General features: G+C 41.3%; 16 protein-coding genes. 4 read left to right on the forward strand and 12 right to left on the reverse strand.

The annotated features are described in order from the left end of the window. The first annotated feature begins 134 nt into the window (after nt 1-134). From A1QC_RS08340 to A1QC_RS08350, 3 genes are all read left to right on the forward strand, one after another. Complete coding sequence (locus tag A1QC_RS08340; RefSeq protein WP_017024885.1) at nt 135-1058, forward strand: arginase family protein; 924 nt, start codon at nt 135-137, stop codon at nt 1056-1058. A gap of 155 nt (nt 1059-1213) precedes the next feature. Then, the gene (locus A1QC_RS08345; RefSeq protein ID WP_017024886.1) at nt 1214-1414 is read left to right on the forward strand and encodes a hypothetical protein; all 201 of its coding nucleotides are present in this window, start codon (nt 1214-1216) and stop codon (nt 1412-1414) included. 167 nt (nt 1415-1581) lie between these two features. Then, on the forward strand, nt 1582-2220 hold the full coding sequence (locus A1QC_RS08350) for a LysE family translocator (protein ID WP_017024887.1): 639 nt from the start codon (nt 1582-1584) through the stop codon (nt 2218-2220). 233 nt (nt 2221-2453) lie between these two features. On the opposite strand, the gene A1QC_RS08355 is transcribed toward A1QC_RS08350, so the two are convergent. From A1QC_RS08355 to zntR, 4 genes are all read right to left on the reverse strand, one after another. Beyond that, entirely contained in the window at nt 2454-4085 is a 1632-nt protein-coding gene (locus A1QC_RS08355; protein ID WP_017024888.1) for an ArnT family glycosyltransferase, read from the reverse strand. Beyond that, nucleotides 4082-4750 carry a TVP38/TMEM64 family protein gene (locus A1QC_RS08360; protein ID WP_017024889.1) on the reverse strand — a complete coding sequence of 223 codons (669 nt, stop codon included), beginning with the start codon at nt 4748-4750 and terminating at the stop codon, nt 4082-4084. Before A1QC_RS08360 ends, A1QC_RS08355 begins: the two co-directional genes overlap by 4 nt. A 3-nt stretch (nt 4751-4753) precedes the next feature. Then, nucleotides 4754-5536, reverse strand: a complete 783-nt coding sequence (locus A1QC_RS08365; RefSeq protein ID WP_241796578.1) for a glycosyltransferase family 2 protein — start codon at nt 5534-5536, stop codon at nt 4754-4756. A gap of 180 nt (nt 5537-5716) precedes the next feature. Continuing rightward, a complete protein-coding gene (gene zntR / locus A1QC_RS08370; RefSeq protein ID WP_241796579.1) occupies nt 5717-6157 on the reverse strand; it encodes a Zn(2+)-responsive transcriptional regulator in 441 nt (146 codons plus the stop codon). A 241-nt stretch (nt 6158-6398) separates the two neighbouring features. On the opposite strand from zntR, the gene A1QC_RS08375 reads away from it, so the two are divergent. After that, nucleotides 6399-7085, forward strand: a complete 687-nt coding sequence (locus tag A1QC_RS08375) for an OmpW/AlkL family protein (protein WP_017024892.1) — start codon at nt 6399-6401, stop codon at nt 7083-7085. A gap of 119 nt (nt 7086-7204) precedes the next feature. On the opposite strand, the gene A1QC_RS08380 is transcribed toward A1QC_RS08375, so the two are convergent. The 8 genes from A1QC_RS08380 to A1QC_RS08415 all read right to left on the reverse strand — a co-directional run bounded on the left by A1QC_RS08380 (nt 7205) and on the right by A1QC_RS08415 (nt 15208). Continuing rightward, nucleotides 7205-8449 (reverse strand): beta-ketoacyl-ACP synthase, encoded by a 1245-nt coding sequence (locus tag A1QC_RS08380; protein ID WP_017024893.1) that lies wholly within the window; start codon nt 8447-8449, stop codon nt 7205-7207. Then, the gene (locus A1QC_RS08385) at nt 8446-9171 is read right to left on the reverse strand and encodes a 3-ketoacyl-ACP reductase FabG2 (protein ID WP_017024894.1); all 726 of its coding nucleotides are present in this window, start codon (nt 9169-9171) and stop codon (nt 8446-8448) included. Before A1QC_RS08385 ends, A1QC_RS08380 begins: the two co-directional genes overlap by 4 nt. 33 nt (nt 9172-9204) lie before the next feature. Next, nucleotides 9205-9678, reverse strand: coding sequence for a hotdog family protein (locus A1QC_RS08390; RefSeq protein ID WP_017024895.1), 474 nt, complete (start codon nt 9676-9678; stop codon nt 9205-9207). After that, a complete protein-coding gene (locus A1QC_RS08395) occupies nt 9671-10873 on the reverse strand; it encodes a beta-ketoacyl-[acyl-carrier-protein] synthase family protein (RefSeq protein ID WP_017024896.1) in 1203 nt (400 codons plus the stop codon). Before A1QC_RS08395 ends, A1QC_RS08390 begins: the two co-directional genes overlap by 8 nt. A 62-nt stretch (nt 10874-10935) precedes the next feature. Further along, on the reverse strand, nt 10936-11595 hold the full coding sequence (locus tag A1QC_RS08400) for a DUF3261 domain-containing protein (RefSeq protein ID WP_017024897.1): 660 nt from the start codon (nt 11593-11595) through the stop codon (nt 10936-10938). Beyond that, entirely contained in the window at nt 11595-14051 is a 2457-nt protein-coding gene (locus A1QC_RS08405; protein ID WP_017024898.1) for an MMPL family transporter, read from the reverse strand. Before A1QC_RS08405 ends, A1QC_RS08400 begins: the two co-directional genes overlap by 1 nt. A gap of 79 nt (nt 14052-14130) precedes the next feature. Continuing rightward, a complete protein-coding gene (locus A1QC_RS08410; RefSeq protein ID WP_017024899.1) occupies nt 14131-14787 on the reverse strand; it encodes an outer membrane lipoprotein carrier protein LolA in 657 nt (218 codons plus the stop codon). Continuing rightward, nucleotides 14780-15208, reverse strand: coding sequence for an acyl-CoA thioesterase (locus A1QC_RS08415; RefSeq protein WP_017024900.1), 429 nt, complete (start codon nt 15206-15208; stop codon nt 14780-14782). The genes A1QC_RS08410 and A1QC_RS08415 overlap by 8 nt, the downstream gene beginning before the upstream one ends. Nucleotides 15209-15250: the final 42 nt, after the last annotated feature.

Raw genomic sequence — 15250 nt, forward strand, 5'->3', positions numbered from 1 at the left:
TTTATGAATAAATTTAGTAATTTAACTTGTTGAATGAAAAAACGAACGGAATGATAGATGGAAAGACTATATGGATTTTTTCCGTCTATTAAATTGTTATACGAAATGGACTTAATTAAGTGTATGGAATACTTATGAAAAAAGGCTTTGATATTATAGGCGCACCTTTTAATCAACTTGGGTGTGTGACAACTGAACAAAATACGGTTGATGGTCTTCGTGAAATGGATGAACGTTCATGGGTAGGACTTACTGATTGGGTTCAAGTGAGAACTCAACGCTGGGCTTCAGATATCGTTGATTTAGGCGATGTTGTTGTAACGGCTGAAGTTAAAAACTTCATCGATAACGGCGATAAAGATAAAGCACTTTATAACTATGCAAATGATTTGAAATCTACACTTTTAAATAGTTATCAGAATAATCGTATTCCTATCACAATTGGTGGCGACCACTCTATTGCGGTTGGCACGTTACAAGCAACGATGGAATTTTACCAAAAAGAACAAGGTAAGAAAGTCGCAGTTGTTTGGGTTGATGCTCATGCTGACATAAATAACAGCTTAGATAGTAATTTGCACGGTAAGCCACTTGCTCTACTAATGAATCAATATCATCATAATGAATGGAACATTCCAACTGACCTCGAAGTTAAGCCCGAAGATGTTTACTATATTGGTGTGCGAGATTTAATGCGTAATGAGTTTGACCTAATTAATGAGTTGAACATTACTAATTATGATATGCCATTTATTGAAAAACACGGTTTCAATACGGTTGTTGAAATCCTAATAGCAAAATTAGAACAAGACTATGACCATGTTTATTTGTCATTTGATTATGACGCTTTAGATGGCAGTATATTTCGAGCCTGTGCAACTCCAAATGTAGGTGGTTTAACGGCTAGGGAAGCGTTGCATCTAGTTCATACAATATCTTCTAGCCCTAAATTTGTAGGCGCTGATTTTGTTGAATATATGCCTGAGCTTGATGAAAACGGTGTATCTAAAGAATTAATGATCAAGCTAATTGATGCAGTATGGGGATTCCGTGCGTAATTTCGTATAACAAATGCATCAACACGATTTGCTACACTCGGCGTTGTCAGTTTGCCTTTAGTTTCAGTGATTAAGGCGTTAAAATTCAGCTAGGTCTGTATCGTAGCAAACGTGTTATGCAGGCGTTATGTTTAATTCGAATGTGAAGGTGTTAAATGGAAGAAATATTCCTAATAGCAGCAATAGTATCTGCGTTAAATCTTCTTCATGCTATTGTATATAAATCTATTTTCTTTGCTGGCGGATGGATTGATTATTATGAAAATAGGTCTCATTTTTGGGCAGGATTTTTCACATTTCTTCTTTTCGTATTCTTTTATGGTGGTTTTTATTTCTTCATCTTTCCAGAAGTTTAATAGTGTTTGTTTGAGGCATGGCGAACCCAGATATTCTTTTGATACACGACTAAAAACATAACAAGCGATTAAGGTTTTGAGATACTTTTTCTAACTGATAGAAATGGTTTCGTTCCATGACCTTAAATCATTTCTGTCCAAGCATGCCCCATTTTTAAGGAGAGAATATGGATTTACATAACATCATTACATTTATCGCAGTGGCAACTCTGTTGGTAATATCCCCAGGCCCGAATGGCTTTCTCATCGCTAAAACTGTTCCTATGTCAGGACAAAAGGCTGGATTCGCAAATGTTGGTGGTTTCGTCGCTGCATTTTATGTACATGGAACACTGTCGATTTTCGGTATCTCTATCCTTTTAGTTCAATCTGCAATTGCTTTCACGTTATTTAAAATGCTTGGAGCCGCTTACTTAATTTGGATAGGTATTAAATCAATCCGAAGTGCAATAAACCAGAAAGCAATAACAAACATCAGTTTTCCAAAGGAAAAACAGAAGAAAATTTCAATCCGTAACGCTTTCTTCGAAGGTTTTGTAACTAATGTGCTTAACCCAAAAGTTTCAATGTTTTACCTTGCAGCCTTCCCTCAATTCATTTCACTCGAAAGTAATGCTTTTAGCGCATACTCGTTAGTAAGTGCCCATGCATTGGTTAATTTTATTTGGTTTTCAATCATGGTATTGGCATTGTCTCGAGTTAAGAGTATTTCCAATAGTGCAAAATTTAAAAAATGGCTAAATTCAATTACTGGGGTAGTCTTTATTGGTTTTGGGGCTAAATTGGCCTTAATGAAAAGCAGCTAATAATACAAACCTTCAAGGTTTCAATATACTTTTTCTAATCTGGTACGAACGATTTAATTCTATCCACTAAATCGTTTCTGTCCAAAATTGATTTACAACCAGCATGATACTTTAATATTCGGTTGAAGCTCGATTCAGACTTGGTAGAAGCAATTAGTATGAATCTTTATTCTTCTCATACAATATTTTACTAGCCTCGATCTTGGATCGAGGCTTTTTTCTTTACTACAACGCTATTTAACCACAACACTATATCGATCTATTTGAGTCACAAAGGTCGGGGTTTGCTGGTTATCGCTAAACGCTTGCAGCAAATCATCGTGATTACGTTTCGTTATGATAACGCTACCCGGTTTTAGAGCTAATAATTCTTCTGGTGAATCTAGGGTAGTCACGTTCTGTTTAAGATACACATCCATGTTCTGACCTGTGGAATAACGATAAGTGTAATAACCCACCTCGCCATATTGTTGGTATTGGGTTTGTGCTTCTTGTGCCAAAGCCTTAACACCAAGTACCTCATTATATTTTGGAACGAGCAGGGCAACGGCAAAAATAATGCTAAAGACCCCAAGGCTTATTGCTCGACAAGCACTTTGAAAGTGGTTTTTCTTTAACAAGATAAGCGTACTTACCCCAGTGGTAAACAAAATAGCGAATATCCAATATAAGTCATTTATTTGAACTGGGAGCTTTGCGAGCGCTTTTGAAAAGAACAGCGGAGCAACAACCGATAAAATCGTCGTAATAAAGGCAATTGGGTACAGCCCCCATTTCCAATAGGCGTCGTGGGTGGTTTTCTTAAGGGAGGCTTTTTGTAAGCCAATAAAACCGGTAAACACAATAAAAGGCACAAGGGGTAAAAAGTAAATCTCAAGCTTACTGCTGACGAAAGACAGCATCATTAAGCCGGTGAGCGACACGGTTATAAATAGGCTTTGTTGGTTTGAAATTGTTGCTCGGTTTTTCCATGTGCTAATAAAACCGGCGATCAATAAGAAAGTCCAAGGTTGTAATGCTGCAATCGCACTTTTTAAATAATAGTAAATAGGCTCACGGTGAATACTGGCATTCACGCCACGTTTTACCGCCTGACCAATCGTCAGATCGTATAAATACTCTGTGCCACCTTCTAAATACACAGCATACAGCCATGCCATACAAATGATGATGAATGCCAGCAATCCTTTTAGTGGAAAGAAGCAAAAGAAGGAGCGTAACTGGCGTTTAGAGATCAGAAAGATCACGATGGATAAAATGGGTAGCATTAACCCCACTGGCCCTTTAATGAAGGTTGCCAATAGAATAGAAAGTAGTGTGAGGTAAGGCAGTATACCAACTGGAAGATTTTTATTATGACGTTCAAACGCTTGGTAGAAATGGAATAAAGATAGGCAGATAAAGAATGCCATTAACATATCCATGCGAAGGACTAACCCGCTAATAAAAAATAAAGTGCTGGTTAATAAAGCTAAAGTAGCGATTAAAGCTATGTGTGGTTGAAGCTCTGATCGAGTCCAGCGATAGAATATTTCGCAGATCCCAACCATAGGAAGAATACTGAAAAGCCCAGACCAAATTATGCCGCCTTGCACACCAAACATTTTGATCCCCAGCATCACGATCCAGAAATAAAAAGGAGGTTTATCTGCGTAGATTTCACCGTGGTTATAAAAGGTGAACAGATGTTGTCCGTTCAAGCTCTCTAACGCAATGCTGATGTATTTTAATTCATTCACCGGGGTTAAATCGCGGTTGATTAAACTGAGCAGCGCAATACCAATAAAAATCACGTAATAGATAACGCGATTATTTTTCCATGAATGATTGTGCGCCGTAGTGGAGCAATGGGAAAGGTGGCTCATAATGCTTCTTCCATATTGAGTTGTTCAACACGACTTTTAATATGATCGCGATAAATGAAACCAGTTAATATCGTGCTGAATACTGCTAGTGTGATACTTAAATAGATCATGTTGTTACTTGACGAATGTATGCCAGCCCCCATCAGAGCGAAAATTACCGTTTGAGGAACATAGCCGAGAATACTGGCGGTAAAAAAGGGGACTAACGGCACTCGAACGCTGCCAGATAACACGTTAGTGACGACGTTATTACCAATAGGAAAGAGTCGTAACAGTAATATTTTGAAAAATGGCTTACGGCTTGCAAAGGTATTAAATGTCGCCATTCGGTTAGGAAATCGTTGGAATAATATTCCGCCAAGTAGGAAGCGAGCTACCATGTAATTGAGAGCTGCGGCAATAATACAGGCGCTAAGGGCAAGCCCAACACCAATGCAAATATGGTAAAGATAGCCCAACATTAAAGCGATCATTTGTTTAGGGCCGCTGATAGCGAGAAAAACAATGCTTGAAATGAAGATGACTATGTCACCAGTGAGACCATTTTGATTGATATAACGGACTAACCAATTCTTATCGGTAAGGTGAGTGAGCACTGGATTGTCGAGCTGGCTTACCAGCAACAATGCAATGATGACAAGGATAATAAGTTTTAACCATTTCATACTTTATTTTTCTTGTTCAGAGCCAACCATATTCACGGCGTGTACTTTGGGTAATTTAGTGCGCTTTTGTATCCAAATAACACCAAACATATCAACCACTCCCACCCATGCTCGGTTCCAAGCGTTATAGTTAGAGGTGCCGACTTCACGATCACGGTGCTTGACTTGGTGAATCACAATCTCGCCATTTAAGCATTTGATTAACGCTGGTAAGAAGCGGTGCATATGATCAAAGTAAGGCAATTGTAGGTAGGTTTTTTTGGGGATAATTTTCAAGCCACAGCCTGAGTCTGGCACGCCATCACCCAATAAAGCATGTCGAATGCCATTAGCAACTTTAGATTGAAAACGAATCCATGCCGTGTCTTGACGCTTGGCACGAAACCCCGCAATACAAAAATGTGGGTTAGTGATGGTTGAAGCTGCTTCTAACATGGCTGGAATATCAGATGGATCGTTTTGACCATCAGCATCTGAGGTAATAATCCATTCCCCTTTCGCATGCTTAACTGCGGTTAATACAGCGGTACTTTGGCCGCAACTTTGCTCATGGCTAATGACTTGTAATGCACAGCCGCACTCTTTAGCGGTATCGATGGCTTCTTGCACGGTTTGATCGGTGCTGCCATCGTCAGTGATAACAATTTCCATGTTTGGGAAATGCTGTAGATTCTGATGCAACTCTTGGATTAACTTCCCAATATTTCCTTGTTCATTTTTTGCCGGAATGACGACTGAAATACTTGGTATCATGCGCTTCTCATCTTGTGGTGGAGTATTTATCACATTGTTCAGAGGGACCTTATTTAGATAAGGAATTTTCTGATCAGGGAGTAGGTAAATAATATGAGAGAAAACTTAAGATGCGCTGAAGGAGAACTTAAGTTTTATAGCGATGACAATAATAGATTCAATGATTCATTTCATTGAATGATGGTAAGAAGCGTTGATGCCTTTAAGTCACGATTAGTGGTGATGGTGTGTTTCAGGCTTTACTTTATCAGTATTGCTTTCTAATGCTTGTAAAATAGTGCACTGTTCTGCGCTTCCTTTTCCACCACAACAAGCCGAAGATAAGGTCTGTAATGAGCGTTGAAAGTGTTGTAGTTCAAGCAGCTTTTGTTCTACATCTGCCAGTTTAGTATCGACAACTTGTTTGACATCCGAGCATGAGTTGCTGGCTTTATCGACTTCAATCTCCAGTAGCTCTTTTATATCAGAAAGATTAAACCCTACTTTTTTAGCACGAATGATAAATTGCAGTGCTTGTTTATCTTGTTCGTTATAGAGCCTATATCCTGATTCGGAACGTGCCGATGGGCTGAGTAAGCCTGATTTCTCATAAAAACGTAATGTGTCGTTATTGATGCCACACTGTTTGGCGAGTTCTCCAATTTTATACATCATTCTGCTCCTTGGTTTATTCATGCTTGAAGTATAAACCTTAGAGGTAAGTCTAGGGTAAAGATTAATAATTAATAATTAATAATTGAGAGTATTTTTGGTGTTTATAAAAATGTTAACTAGATCATAAAGATAATTGTTTGGTGATAATTCACGCCTTAAATTGATATACCTCAAAGGTGGTACTTATTTATGGGTTATTGTGGTTGCTGATAACCCATAACTAAAACGAATAGGTATTAAAATGAAAAAATCACTATTAGCACTCTCACTTTTAACGGCAGGGTTGGCCGTACCATTTTCTGCTAATGCTGCTTTAGAAAAAGGGGACTTTTTAATTCGTGCTGGCGCTGTGACGGTAGCTCCGAATGACAGTAGCTCAGGGATAAAAGCCGGCAGTGACGATTTAGGTGGTTATGCGTCGGTTGATAATAATACTCAACTTGGGCTTAACTTTGCTTATATGGTAGCGGACCATTGGGCGGTAGAATTATTGGCGGCAACACCGTTTAGCCATGATGTGTCTTTAGGAGGATCGCCTGCAGGGTTAGACTCTTTAAATGGTGGACTAGGAAACGTGAAGCACTTACCGCCCACATTAAGTGTATTGTATTACCCAATGGATAGCAGCTCAAAATTCCAACCTTATGCAGGGGTTGGCGTTAACTATACAATGTTCTTTGATGAGTCAGTTGATAGTAGTGCCAAAGCAAAAGGCTTTAGTAATTTAGAATTGGATAATTCTTGGGGCTTAGCGGGGCAAATTGGCATGGATTACTTCATTACCGATAACATCACGTTAAATGCTCAAGTTCGTTATATTGACATTGATACTAATGCGACTGTCGATCTAGAAGGTGTGGGTAATCTAAATGTGGATGTAGATATCGATCCTTGGGTGTATATGGTTGGGATTGGTTACAAGTTTTAAGCTAGTTAACCGCTTAAAATTAACGTTAATTAACCCTGTGTATTAAAAAACGGTGCTCGTGAATGAGCACCGTTTTAATTTACTCTATGGACGAGTTTTGAAGTCACTTAGCTATAAGCTTAAAGGTGTTTTTTAAAAATAATGGAAGTGTTTATACCACCAAAAGCAAAGTTATTGCTCATTATGTATTGGCAATTGATATCACGACCAGTGCCTTGAATGTAATCCAAATCGCCACAATCAGGATCGATATTTTCTAAGTTCAACGTTGGGCTAAACCAGCCAGTATGCATCATCTCTAAGCTAAGCCACGCTTCTACTGCGCCACAAGCACCGAGGGTGTGCCCAAAGTAACTCTTTAATGAACTGATGGGGGTTTGATTGCCGAAAACATTAAAGGTTGCTTGGCTTTCTGCAATATCGCCACGGTCGGTTGCTGTGCCATGAGCAGAGACATAATCAATTACGCTTGGCTCAAGATTGGCATTTTCAAGTGCCAATTCCATGCAACGTTGCATGTTTTCCATTTGTGGTTGAGTGACATGGGCAGCATCGCAATTACTGGCAAACCCTGCGATTTCGGCATAAATGGTCGCGCCACGAGCCACCGCATGTTCATATTCTTCTAACACTAATGTGCCAGCACCTTCACCTATGACTAATCCATCGCGGTCTTTATCGTAGGGACGAGGGGTGGTTTTCGGAGCGTCGTTTTTTAAACTGGTGGCAAAAAGGGTATCAAAAACGGCGGACTCAGTTGGGCAAAGTTCTTCACCGCCACCGGCGACCATCACTGTCTGATAACCATGTTTAATGGCTTCATAAGCATAACCAATGGCTTGACTGCCGGATGTACAGGCGCTGCTGGTGGGAATAACACGCCCACGTAAACCAAAGAATAACCCCACATTGACCGCGGAAGTGTGCGGCATCATTTGCACGTAAGTCGTTGCCGTGATCGCGCGCGTTGATTTTTCATTGAGCATTACCCCAAACGCGCCAATTGCAGGGGTACTTCCGGTTGAAGAACCATAAGCCACACCGGTTTGACCGTTGGTGAGTACGTCATGTTTTTCACCATCAAGCGTTAATAAGCCGCTTTGTAATAAAGCATCTTCAGAGGCTAACGTAGCCATTTGGGAGACGCGCCCCATGCCACGAATTTTCTTTCGAGTGTAATGTTTTGGTAATTCGAAATGTAAAACTGGAGCGGCAAGTTTGGTATTCAGCCCATCATATTGCACGTAGCTTTCCATAAACTGCACTGCGTTTTCACAGGCACGTAATTTAGGCTCAATGCTGCTCCAGTCATTACCAAAAGCGGTAACACCAGACATGCCAGTCACTACCACACGACGATTCATACTAAACCTCCATTTACTGAAATCACTTGGCGAGTTACATAAGCGGCGTTATCCGACATTAAATAACTGACTAAACCTGCCACTTCTTCTGGTTTCCCCATGCGGCGCAGCGGCACTTGAGGCAGGGCATGTTCTTGTACATGTTCATCGACCATGCCTGTATCAATCAAACCCGGTGCGACACAGTTTACAGTGATTTTTCGTTTCGCTAACTCGAGTGCTAAAGCTTTGGTAGCGCCAATAATGCCTGCCTTGGCCGCGCTGTAATTGGTCTGCCCACGGTTACCCATAATGCCGGATACCGACGCCATCGTCACAATGCGGCCACCTTTACGCAGTTGCACCATGGGCATGACACAAGGGTGCAGTACGTTATAAAAACTGTCTAAATTGGTGTGGATCACGCTATCCCATTCTTCACTCATCATTGCCGGGAAAGCGGTATCTCGAGTAATGCCTGCGTTGCTGACAATGCCGTAATAAGCACCGTGTTCGGCAATATCGGCTTCAAGCATGTCACGACATTGGTCGCGATCACTAATATCAAACTGAAGCAAACGACCTTGTCCACCCGCTTGTTGAATATCCGATAAGGTTTTCTCAGCACCGGCTTTATCACTCATGTAATGCACCACAACCGAAAAACCATCTTGAGCGAGTTGAATCGCGATGGCTCGGCCTATGCCTTTGCTCGCGCCAGTGACTAAGGTGTGTCGGGTCATTATGAATTCCTTTGAGTAGGTCTGAATATGAGATTAAGCATTACTTGGCTTTCCTAGCATCGCGACTAATTGTTCTTTTGAAGGGACAAACGCATTAAGTTGCGCGTTGGCTACCTCTTGTCCTTGCTTTTCTATGGTGCATTGAAAGACCGCCATGCCGTTATTTTCCATCACTTTTTGTGCATAAATGTTGAGTATGTCGTGCTCTTCAAAATGGGTGCAATCGCTTTGATAACGGCGAGAACCCAATAAAAAACCAATGGATGGTGGTTGGCCTTGTTGCCATGCTTGAAAGCCAGACCACGCAGCAATGGATTGCGCCATGTATTCAATACCGACATAACCGGGTACGTGTTGCTTATCTTGGTTGAAAAACAACCCTTCTTTTTGAATCACAACTTGAGTATGAATGCTGTGGTCATCTACATGGATGAGTTCATCGACCAAAATCATTGGCGCTTCATGTGGGATGAGTTCTGCAATCGCAGGAAGAGTTGAATCAGTCATTAGGGTATCCAAAAATTAAACTGATATTGTTGCCACCAAAAGCAAATGAATTACTTAAAATGGCCGGTTGAGTTAATTGGGTATTCGGTTTGGCTAATGCAATGGAAAATTTATCACACTTACCATCGTTAACCTGAAAGGGAACGGGTAAATGGTGTTGCAAAATATGCCAACAAATTGCGGCTTCAATCGCACTGGCAGCACCAAGTGTGTGGCCCGTTAGTGGTTTGGTTGAACTGACAGGAATGGACTGGCCAAATACACGTTCAATCGCTTTTGCTTCCATTTCATCATTGAGTCTGGTGGCAGTGCCGTGAGCATTGATATAACCAATGTCTTGGGGCGTTAGTCCTGCACTGTCTAATGCTTTACGCATTGCTTGTTCAGCGCCTTTACCTTCTGGGTGGGGCGCGGAAATATGGTGAGCATCAGAGCTATCACCTACGCCTAATAAGGCCACGCAGTTGTGTTGCTCTTGAGGCTTTTGGTATGAAAGCAGCATAAAGGCCGCGGCTTCACCGATATTAATGCCATTTCGATTATCACTAAATGGATTACAAAGCTGATGAGATAACGCTTCTAAGCCATAAAAACCATTTAATGTCAGTTTACAAAGGGTATCCGCACCGCCAACAATAACGGCATCAACTAATCCCGCTTTGAGTAAACGTTGCGCGGAAAGATAGACTCGACCACTGGAAGAGCAAGCTGTTGAAATGGTGTAGTTTGGCCCTGTAATTCCGAAAAAATCGGCAATGAAACGGCTAGTATTGGCCATTTCTTGCTGGTGGTAATCAAAGCTTTTTGGCAGCTCCCCTTCGGTTTGCCACGTTTGAATCGCGTGTTCGCCATCAGCAATACCGGAAGTGCTGGTACCCACTAAAACGGCGATTCTATCTGCGCCATAGTGTTGAATGGCTTGATTAACTTCATTTTGCATTTGCAGCAATGCCGACAATGCCAACCGATTATTGCGAGTATTTTGATGAATAAAACGTTGGTCGATCTCAGGGAGCTTTCCTGCTGCGATTCCCACAACCGTATCACTGCCATCATTAAGCCAATCACTAGAAATTTGCATATAAGGCGAACTGCCTTGCTGCAAGTGTTGGTGTATTTCAGTGTGTGATGCACCAAGCGCAGAATGAGAGCCACACGCATGAACGTACAACGGCGGATGTTGGCGATTTGACATGACAATCAAAATCCTTTTTAAGCTTCTAAAGGCGTAGTTATATAGGCTAACAATGAAAGAGGTTAATCCTGATTATATTGTAAGGTTTTTATCTTAATGGTGAAGCCTAATTGCTGATTAATAAAAGAGATGTCACCTTTCAAAGGGTCAACTGAGGAATAATCAATCGTTGCCATTATTTTGCCTTGATCATCAATTAAGGTCCTTTGCTTGGTTTGTATGTTGGTTTTAGGATCGCTATTAATGTGCTCGGTCAGTTGCCAGTGCACTTGAGATAATGGTTGTTGCCATACTTCTAACGGCCAAAGAGTAATCATCAAATTAAACAACACTTGTTCAGGTTTTGGTAGCGCATTGCCAAGCCCTGCCATCACGTCAATGTCAATTTTTCCGTCTTGATAAGTTAAGCTCAGCAAGCGAGATCCCCATGATGAAAAGCCTGCCAATACCAATTTTTGTGGCGACACTTGTAACTGAATAGGTAGCTGATTTTGAGTGTTTTTATATTGAACACTGATGAGTTGGCTGGCAGTGAGTGAGTAGCCTAAATCGGCAGGCTTTGGCATATCAACCCATACGTTTTGGGCTATTTCAACTTGATTACTGGTTGGCACATGGGAAGGCTTAGAAGCACAACCACTGAGGAACATAAAGCTTACCAGTAGCCAAGCTGCGGTGAATGTCGATTTGGAAACAAGAAGAGAAGAAGACAACCTAGCCATTATTTTACCTGCTTAGTAGAAGAAGAGGGCAACATGGCAAGAGGAGCCAATAACCAAGACACCATAATGCCAAATAGTACGGTTAACCCAAAGCTATGAATGGCTTGAGTATGGCTGAGCGCCAATAAACCAAAAGATAAAATAGTGGTTAAAGCCGATAGGCTGATCGCCAGTAAAGTAGCGTGCAGAGCTTGAGCATTTTCCGTCGGCTTGATAGAAAGCGAAGACTTTGACACAAATGACTGCTCGGCAAAAAAAAGTGTGTAATCAATGCCGATTCCTAGCACTAATATTAAGGCTAATAAATTAAATAAATTTAACGGACTGCCCGTTAAGGCGGTTATCGCTATGCCAACACCACCGGCAATGATAGGAGGCAGTACGATGAGCAACCCACGTTTTATGCCATAGCGGAAAGCGACCACCACATAAATCAACAATGTTGCTAAAGCTAATAACCAAGTGACATGTTGGCGATATAAGCCAAAAAGATCCGAAATTTCTTCGGTTTTGTTTAAGTAGCTAATCTGTGTGCCATCGGTTGGCAAGTAGTCTGCAACCAGTTGCTTGATGGCTTGTGAGTCTTTGACGCCATTTAACGTAATAATGGCTGACGGTTGCCCTTCAATTTTACCTAGCCACATAAATCGAACGGGTTTTGAAATCGGGGAAGCGAGAAAATCATCGATGGTGATGGGGGTAAAATTGGCAGAGAAAGCCGGGCGTTGTTTAAGTTGTAAGGCTTGTTGCAGTGCTTGCCCTTGTGATTGGTACAATGACTGGCTTAATTGAAAATTGTGTTCTTGTTGCTTACGACTTGGAATGTATTGGCTCAAGCTTTGGTAGCCTGAAAGCACACTATCGTTAATAGCAGAATCGAGTAATGTGTCTACTTGCTGTAATTGCTCAAGTAAGCTTGATTCATTATTGGCAGAAACCAGTAGCATTTGTTGATCGTTTTGTATGTCGGAAATCGTTTTAATGCGTTGTTCTTGATGTTTTAACTGTTGCGGCATGGCTTGCAGTTGGCGAACATCATCATTGTATTGAGCATGATACAATCCCAAAGCGACGGCAATTACTAAAATCACCGGCACACCAAACCTAACTTTTCTCGATTGCCATAAAGCTAACCATTTTGTGATGAGTGGAGAGTAAGGCAACGGTTTAGAGTTACCAATTGTTGCGCTTGGTTTTGCTGCCAAAATAGGATACCAACACACCACACTGGCATAAGCGGCAAATAATCCGATAGAAGAAAACAAGGCCAATTGCTGCAAACCAGGGAATGGGGCGACGAGCATGCCTAAGTAACCAATTAAGCTGGTAATAAGCCCAAGTGTGATCGCAATAAATATATGCTTAAGTCCTAACTTTGCATCCCACTGGTGAGCGGCGGCGAGTCGGTCGGTTAAGTAATGAAATGCATAATCAATCGATACCCCAATTAAGCTCGCACCAAACACTAAGCTAAATAAATGCACTTTGCCGAAGATTGCAACCGTTGCTACAAAAGCGGCGATCAAACCGCAACTGATTGAAAGCAGCGCCAAGGTCAGTGGCATCATGCTGCGATACACCAGTAAGATCAAAATGATAATACCGATCAGCGATCCAACACCAATGGTGCTGATTTCATTTTTGGCACTTTGGGTGCCGTAAGCCGCATAAAAGATCACGCCGGTATTGAGTATTTTAAGATCTTGCTTTGCGTAGCGAGTTTGTGTGGTTTTTTTGAGAAGATCTAATTGAGGCAGACGATTTTGCAACGACAAACTATAGGCTGAATCATTGAGATCGGCGGTGATCAATACATAATGTTCGCCTTGATGTTCCGTTGTTAAGTAGCCATCGGATAAACTGAATTTTCCTGCGCTGGATGTCAGTTGATTTAGATAGTCTCGAAACAATAAAAAGGGGTCATTTTTGAGTTCTTCACCGGTCACACCTGAAAAAGGATTATAGATGGATTGCACGGCAAATTGAGTTTGTGTTTCAGGGGTTGTTTGCAGTCGTTGTTGCTGCTGCGTGGTGAGCAATTGAAAGCGATAAGGATAAAAGAAACTTCCCCAAGCTTGCTGAGCAGATTGATCCATCTTGCCATCAATCTGTTTAAACAGATCCAGTTGAGCAAGATCGTGCTCAAAATTTTGCGCGGCATGGATTGCGGTACTTTTATCAGGGCTGCCGATCAAGAAGATCACTTTGTCGCTAATACTCGATGAGACGCGATCAAACGCCACCTGAGCGCGCGGATCTTGTTGGTTTTTTGGTAGCAGCGCCATGATATTGGTTTCAATCGGCATGCTACGAGCAAGTAATTGGTAACCTAATACACAACACAAAGCGAGCATGATCACAAGCCAACCCCAAGCAAACGGTTTGTGGTGTTGAAGCACTTTTCCCGACAATGTGTCGGTTATGTGGCTATGTTTGGTCGGCTTGTTTTCTGTCATGTAATCTCATTGCGATGCATTAAATTAATCATTAAACAGTCATTAATAAACATCTAATAAAGTACTAATAAGCATTCAATTAGAAGTTAAACGCTTCTTTTTCGGCTGTCGATAATGTTTCAGGTGCACTTTGTTGATGGGTGAAATCGATGATTGATTTATCACCGCGAACTTCATTCAGTTCAACATGATTGATGTAATCTTTGCCAGAAACCGTGATGCTATTAAAGACTTTATTCAGTGGTGCTGCTTTTGGGGTGAGTTGCAGTTGCCAAGGTGAGTTTGCACTTTCTTGAGTCAGCTTTAGTTCAAATTGTTCCGTTAGAGCGTTAGTATCACCTTGAAATAGCGATAAAAATACATGGCTAAAATAAAAGACCATTGGATTATCTCTGACCTTTAAAATTTGCGCAGGTTGATCGCCAATACGTTGGCTTAACTTATCTTGAGTTAAGATCAATGAGGTTGGAAAAGGGCTGGTTTGTTGCCACCACAATCCATGTTGGCTAGATAATAAAAAGGTTCCGCTAGATTGCAAAGGCGCATCGAACATTTTCATGTGGCGAGTTTGCACAAAGTCACCTCGAACAATTGGATGATTAGATAATTGTTGCTGTAACTGTTCGAGATTGATACTTGTCGCTTGGCTTGGCTTGGCAATAAACATGATAGCGCAGACAAGAAAAATCATGCCGACAGTGGTTTTCCAATCTCGCTTTATCCATGATTTATGCATTGTGATTCCAAGCCTCTATTTTATCGGTGAATGCCTTAGGGGATACAAAACACATTTCTTCGGTTTTGATATCGACCGCCACTTGCATGGTGTATCCCTTAGTTAAACGTGCTCCGGTTTGAGCATCGTAAATAACGTAGTCAACTTTCAAACGGTTTTCCCATTCGGTTAGTTTTGCTTCTACTCTCACGGTTAAATCAAAAGCAATCGGCTTTATGTACTTTACACGAGTATCAATGATCGGCCACATATAACCAGAGGCTTGCATTTCTCGGTAGTTATAGCCAATTTTATCCAACATCACCCGACGCGCTTCTTCAAAAAAACGAAAGTAATTTCCGTGATACACCACACCCATCGGATCCGCATCTTGAAAAGAAGGGATCATGATGACTTCAGAGGATAAGGATTGTTTAGTCATGTTATCTCTTTTCGTTTGTTGTCAGATAAGAACGGGTTTCTA

Source organism: Vibrio rumoiensis 1S-45, assembly GCF_000286955.2.
Taxonomy (GTDB): domain Bacteria; phylum Pseudomonadota; class Gammaproteobacteria; order Enterobacterales; family Vibrionaceae; genus Vibrio; species Vibrio rumoiensis_A.

Excerpts from the sequence above, each read along its gene's own strand:
- zntR (WP_241796579.1), bottom strand. The coding sequence starts at position 6,157 with ATGATGTATAAAATTGGAGAACTCGCCAAACAGTGTGGCATCAATAAC.
- A1QC_RS08380 (WP_017024893.1), bottom strand. The coding sequence starts at position 8,449 with ATGAATCGTCGTGTGGTAGTGACTGGCATGTCTGGTGTTACCGCTTTT.
- A1QC_RS08360 (WP_017024889.1), bottom strand. The coding sequence starts at position 4,750 with ATGAAATGGTTAAAACTTATTATCCTTGTCATCATTGCATTGTTGCTG.
- A1QC_RS08410 (WP_017024899.1), bottom strand. The coding sequence starts at position 14,787 with ATGCATAAATCATGGATAAAGCGAGATTGGAAAACCACTGTCGGCATG.
- A1QC_RS08385 (WP_017024894.1), bottom strand. The coding sequence starts at position 9,171 with ATGACCCGACACACCTTAGTCACTGGCGCGAGCAAAGGCATAGGCCGA.
- A1QC_RS08375 (WP_017024892.1), top strand. The coding sequence starts at position 6,399 with ATGAAAAAATCACTATTAGCACTCTCACTTTTAACGGCAGGGTTGGCC.
- A1QC_RS08340 (WP_017024885.1), top strand. The coding sequence starts at position 135 with ATGAAAAAAGGCTTTGATATTATAGGCGCACCTTTTAATCAACTTGGG.
- A1QC_RS08395 (WP_017024896.1), bottom strand. The coding sequence starts at position 10,873 with ATGTCAAATCGCCAACATCCGCCGTTGTACGTTCATGCGTGTGGCTCT.
- A1QC_RS08390 (WP_017024895.1), bottom strand. The coding sequence starts at position 9,678 with ATGACTGATTCAACTCTTCCTGCGATTGCAGAACTCATCCCACATGAA.
- A1QC_RS08350 (WP_017024887.1), top strand. The coding sequence starts at position 1,582 with ATGGATTTACATAACATCATTACATTTATCGCAGTGGCAACTCTGTTG.
- A1QC_RS08355 (WP_017024888.1), bottom strand. The coding sequence starts at position 4,085 with ATGAGCCACCTTTCCCATTGCTCCACTACGGCGCACAATCATTCATGG.
- A1QC_RS08400 (WP_017024897.1), bottom strand. The coding sequence starts at position 11,595 with ATGGCTAGGTTGTCTTCTTCTCTTCTTGTTTCCAAATCGACATTCACC.
- A1QC_RS08405 (WP_017024898.1), bottom strand. The coding sequence starts at position 14,051 with ATGACAGAAAACAAGCCGACCAAACATAGCCACATAACCGACACATTG.
- A1QC_RS08415 (WP_017024900.1), bottom strand. The coding sequence starts at position 15,208 with ATGACTAAACAATCCTTATCCTCTGAAGTCATCATGATCCCTTCTTTT.
- A1QC_RS08345 (WP_017024886.1), top strand. The coding sequence starts at position 1,214 with ATGGAAGAAATATTCCTAATAGCAGCAATAGTATCTGCGTTAAATCTT.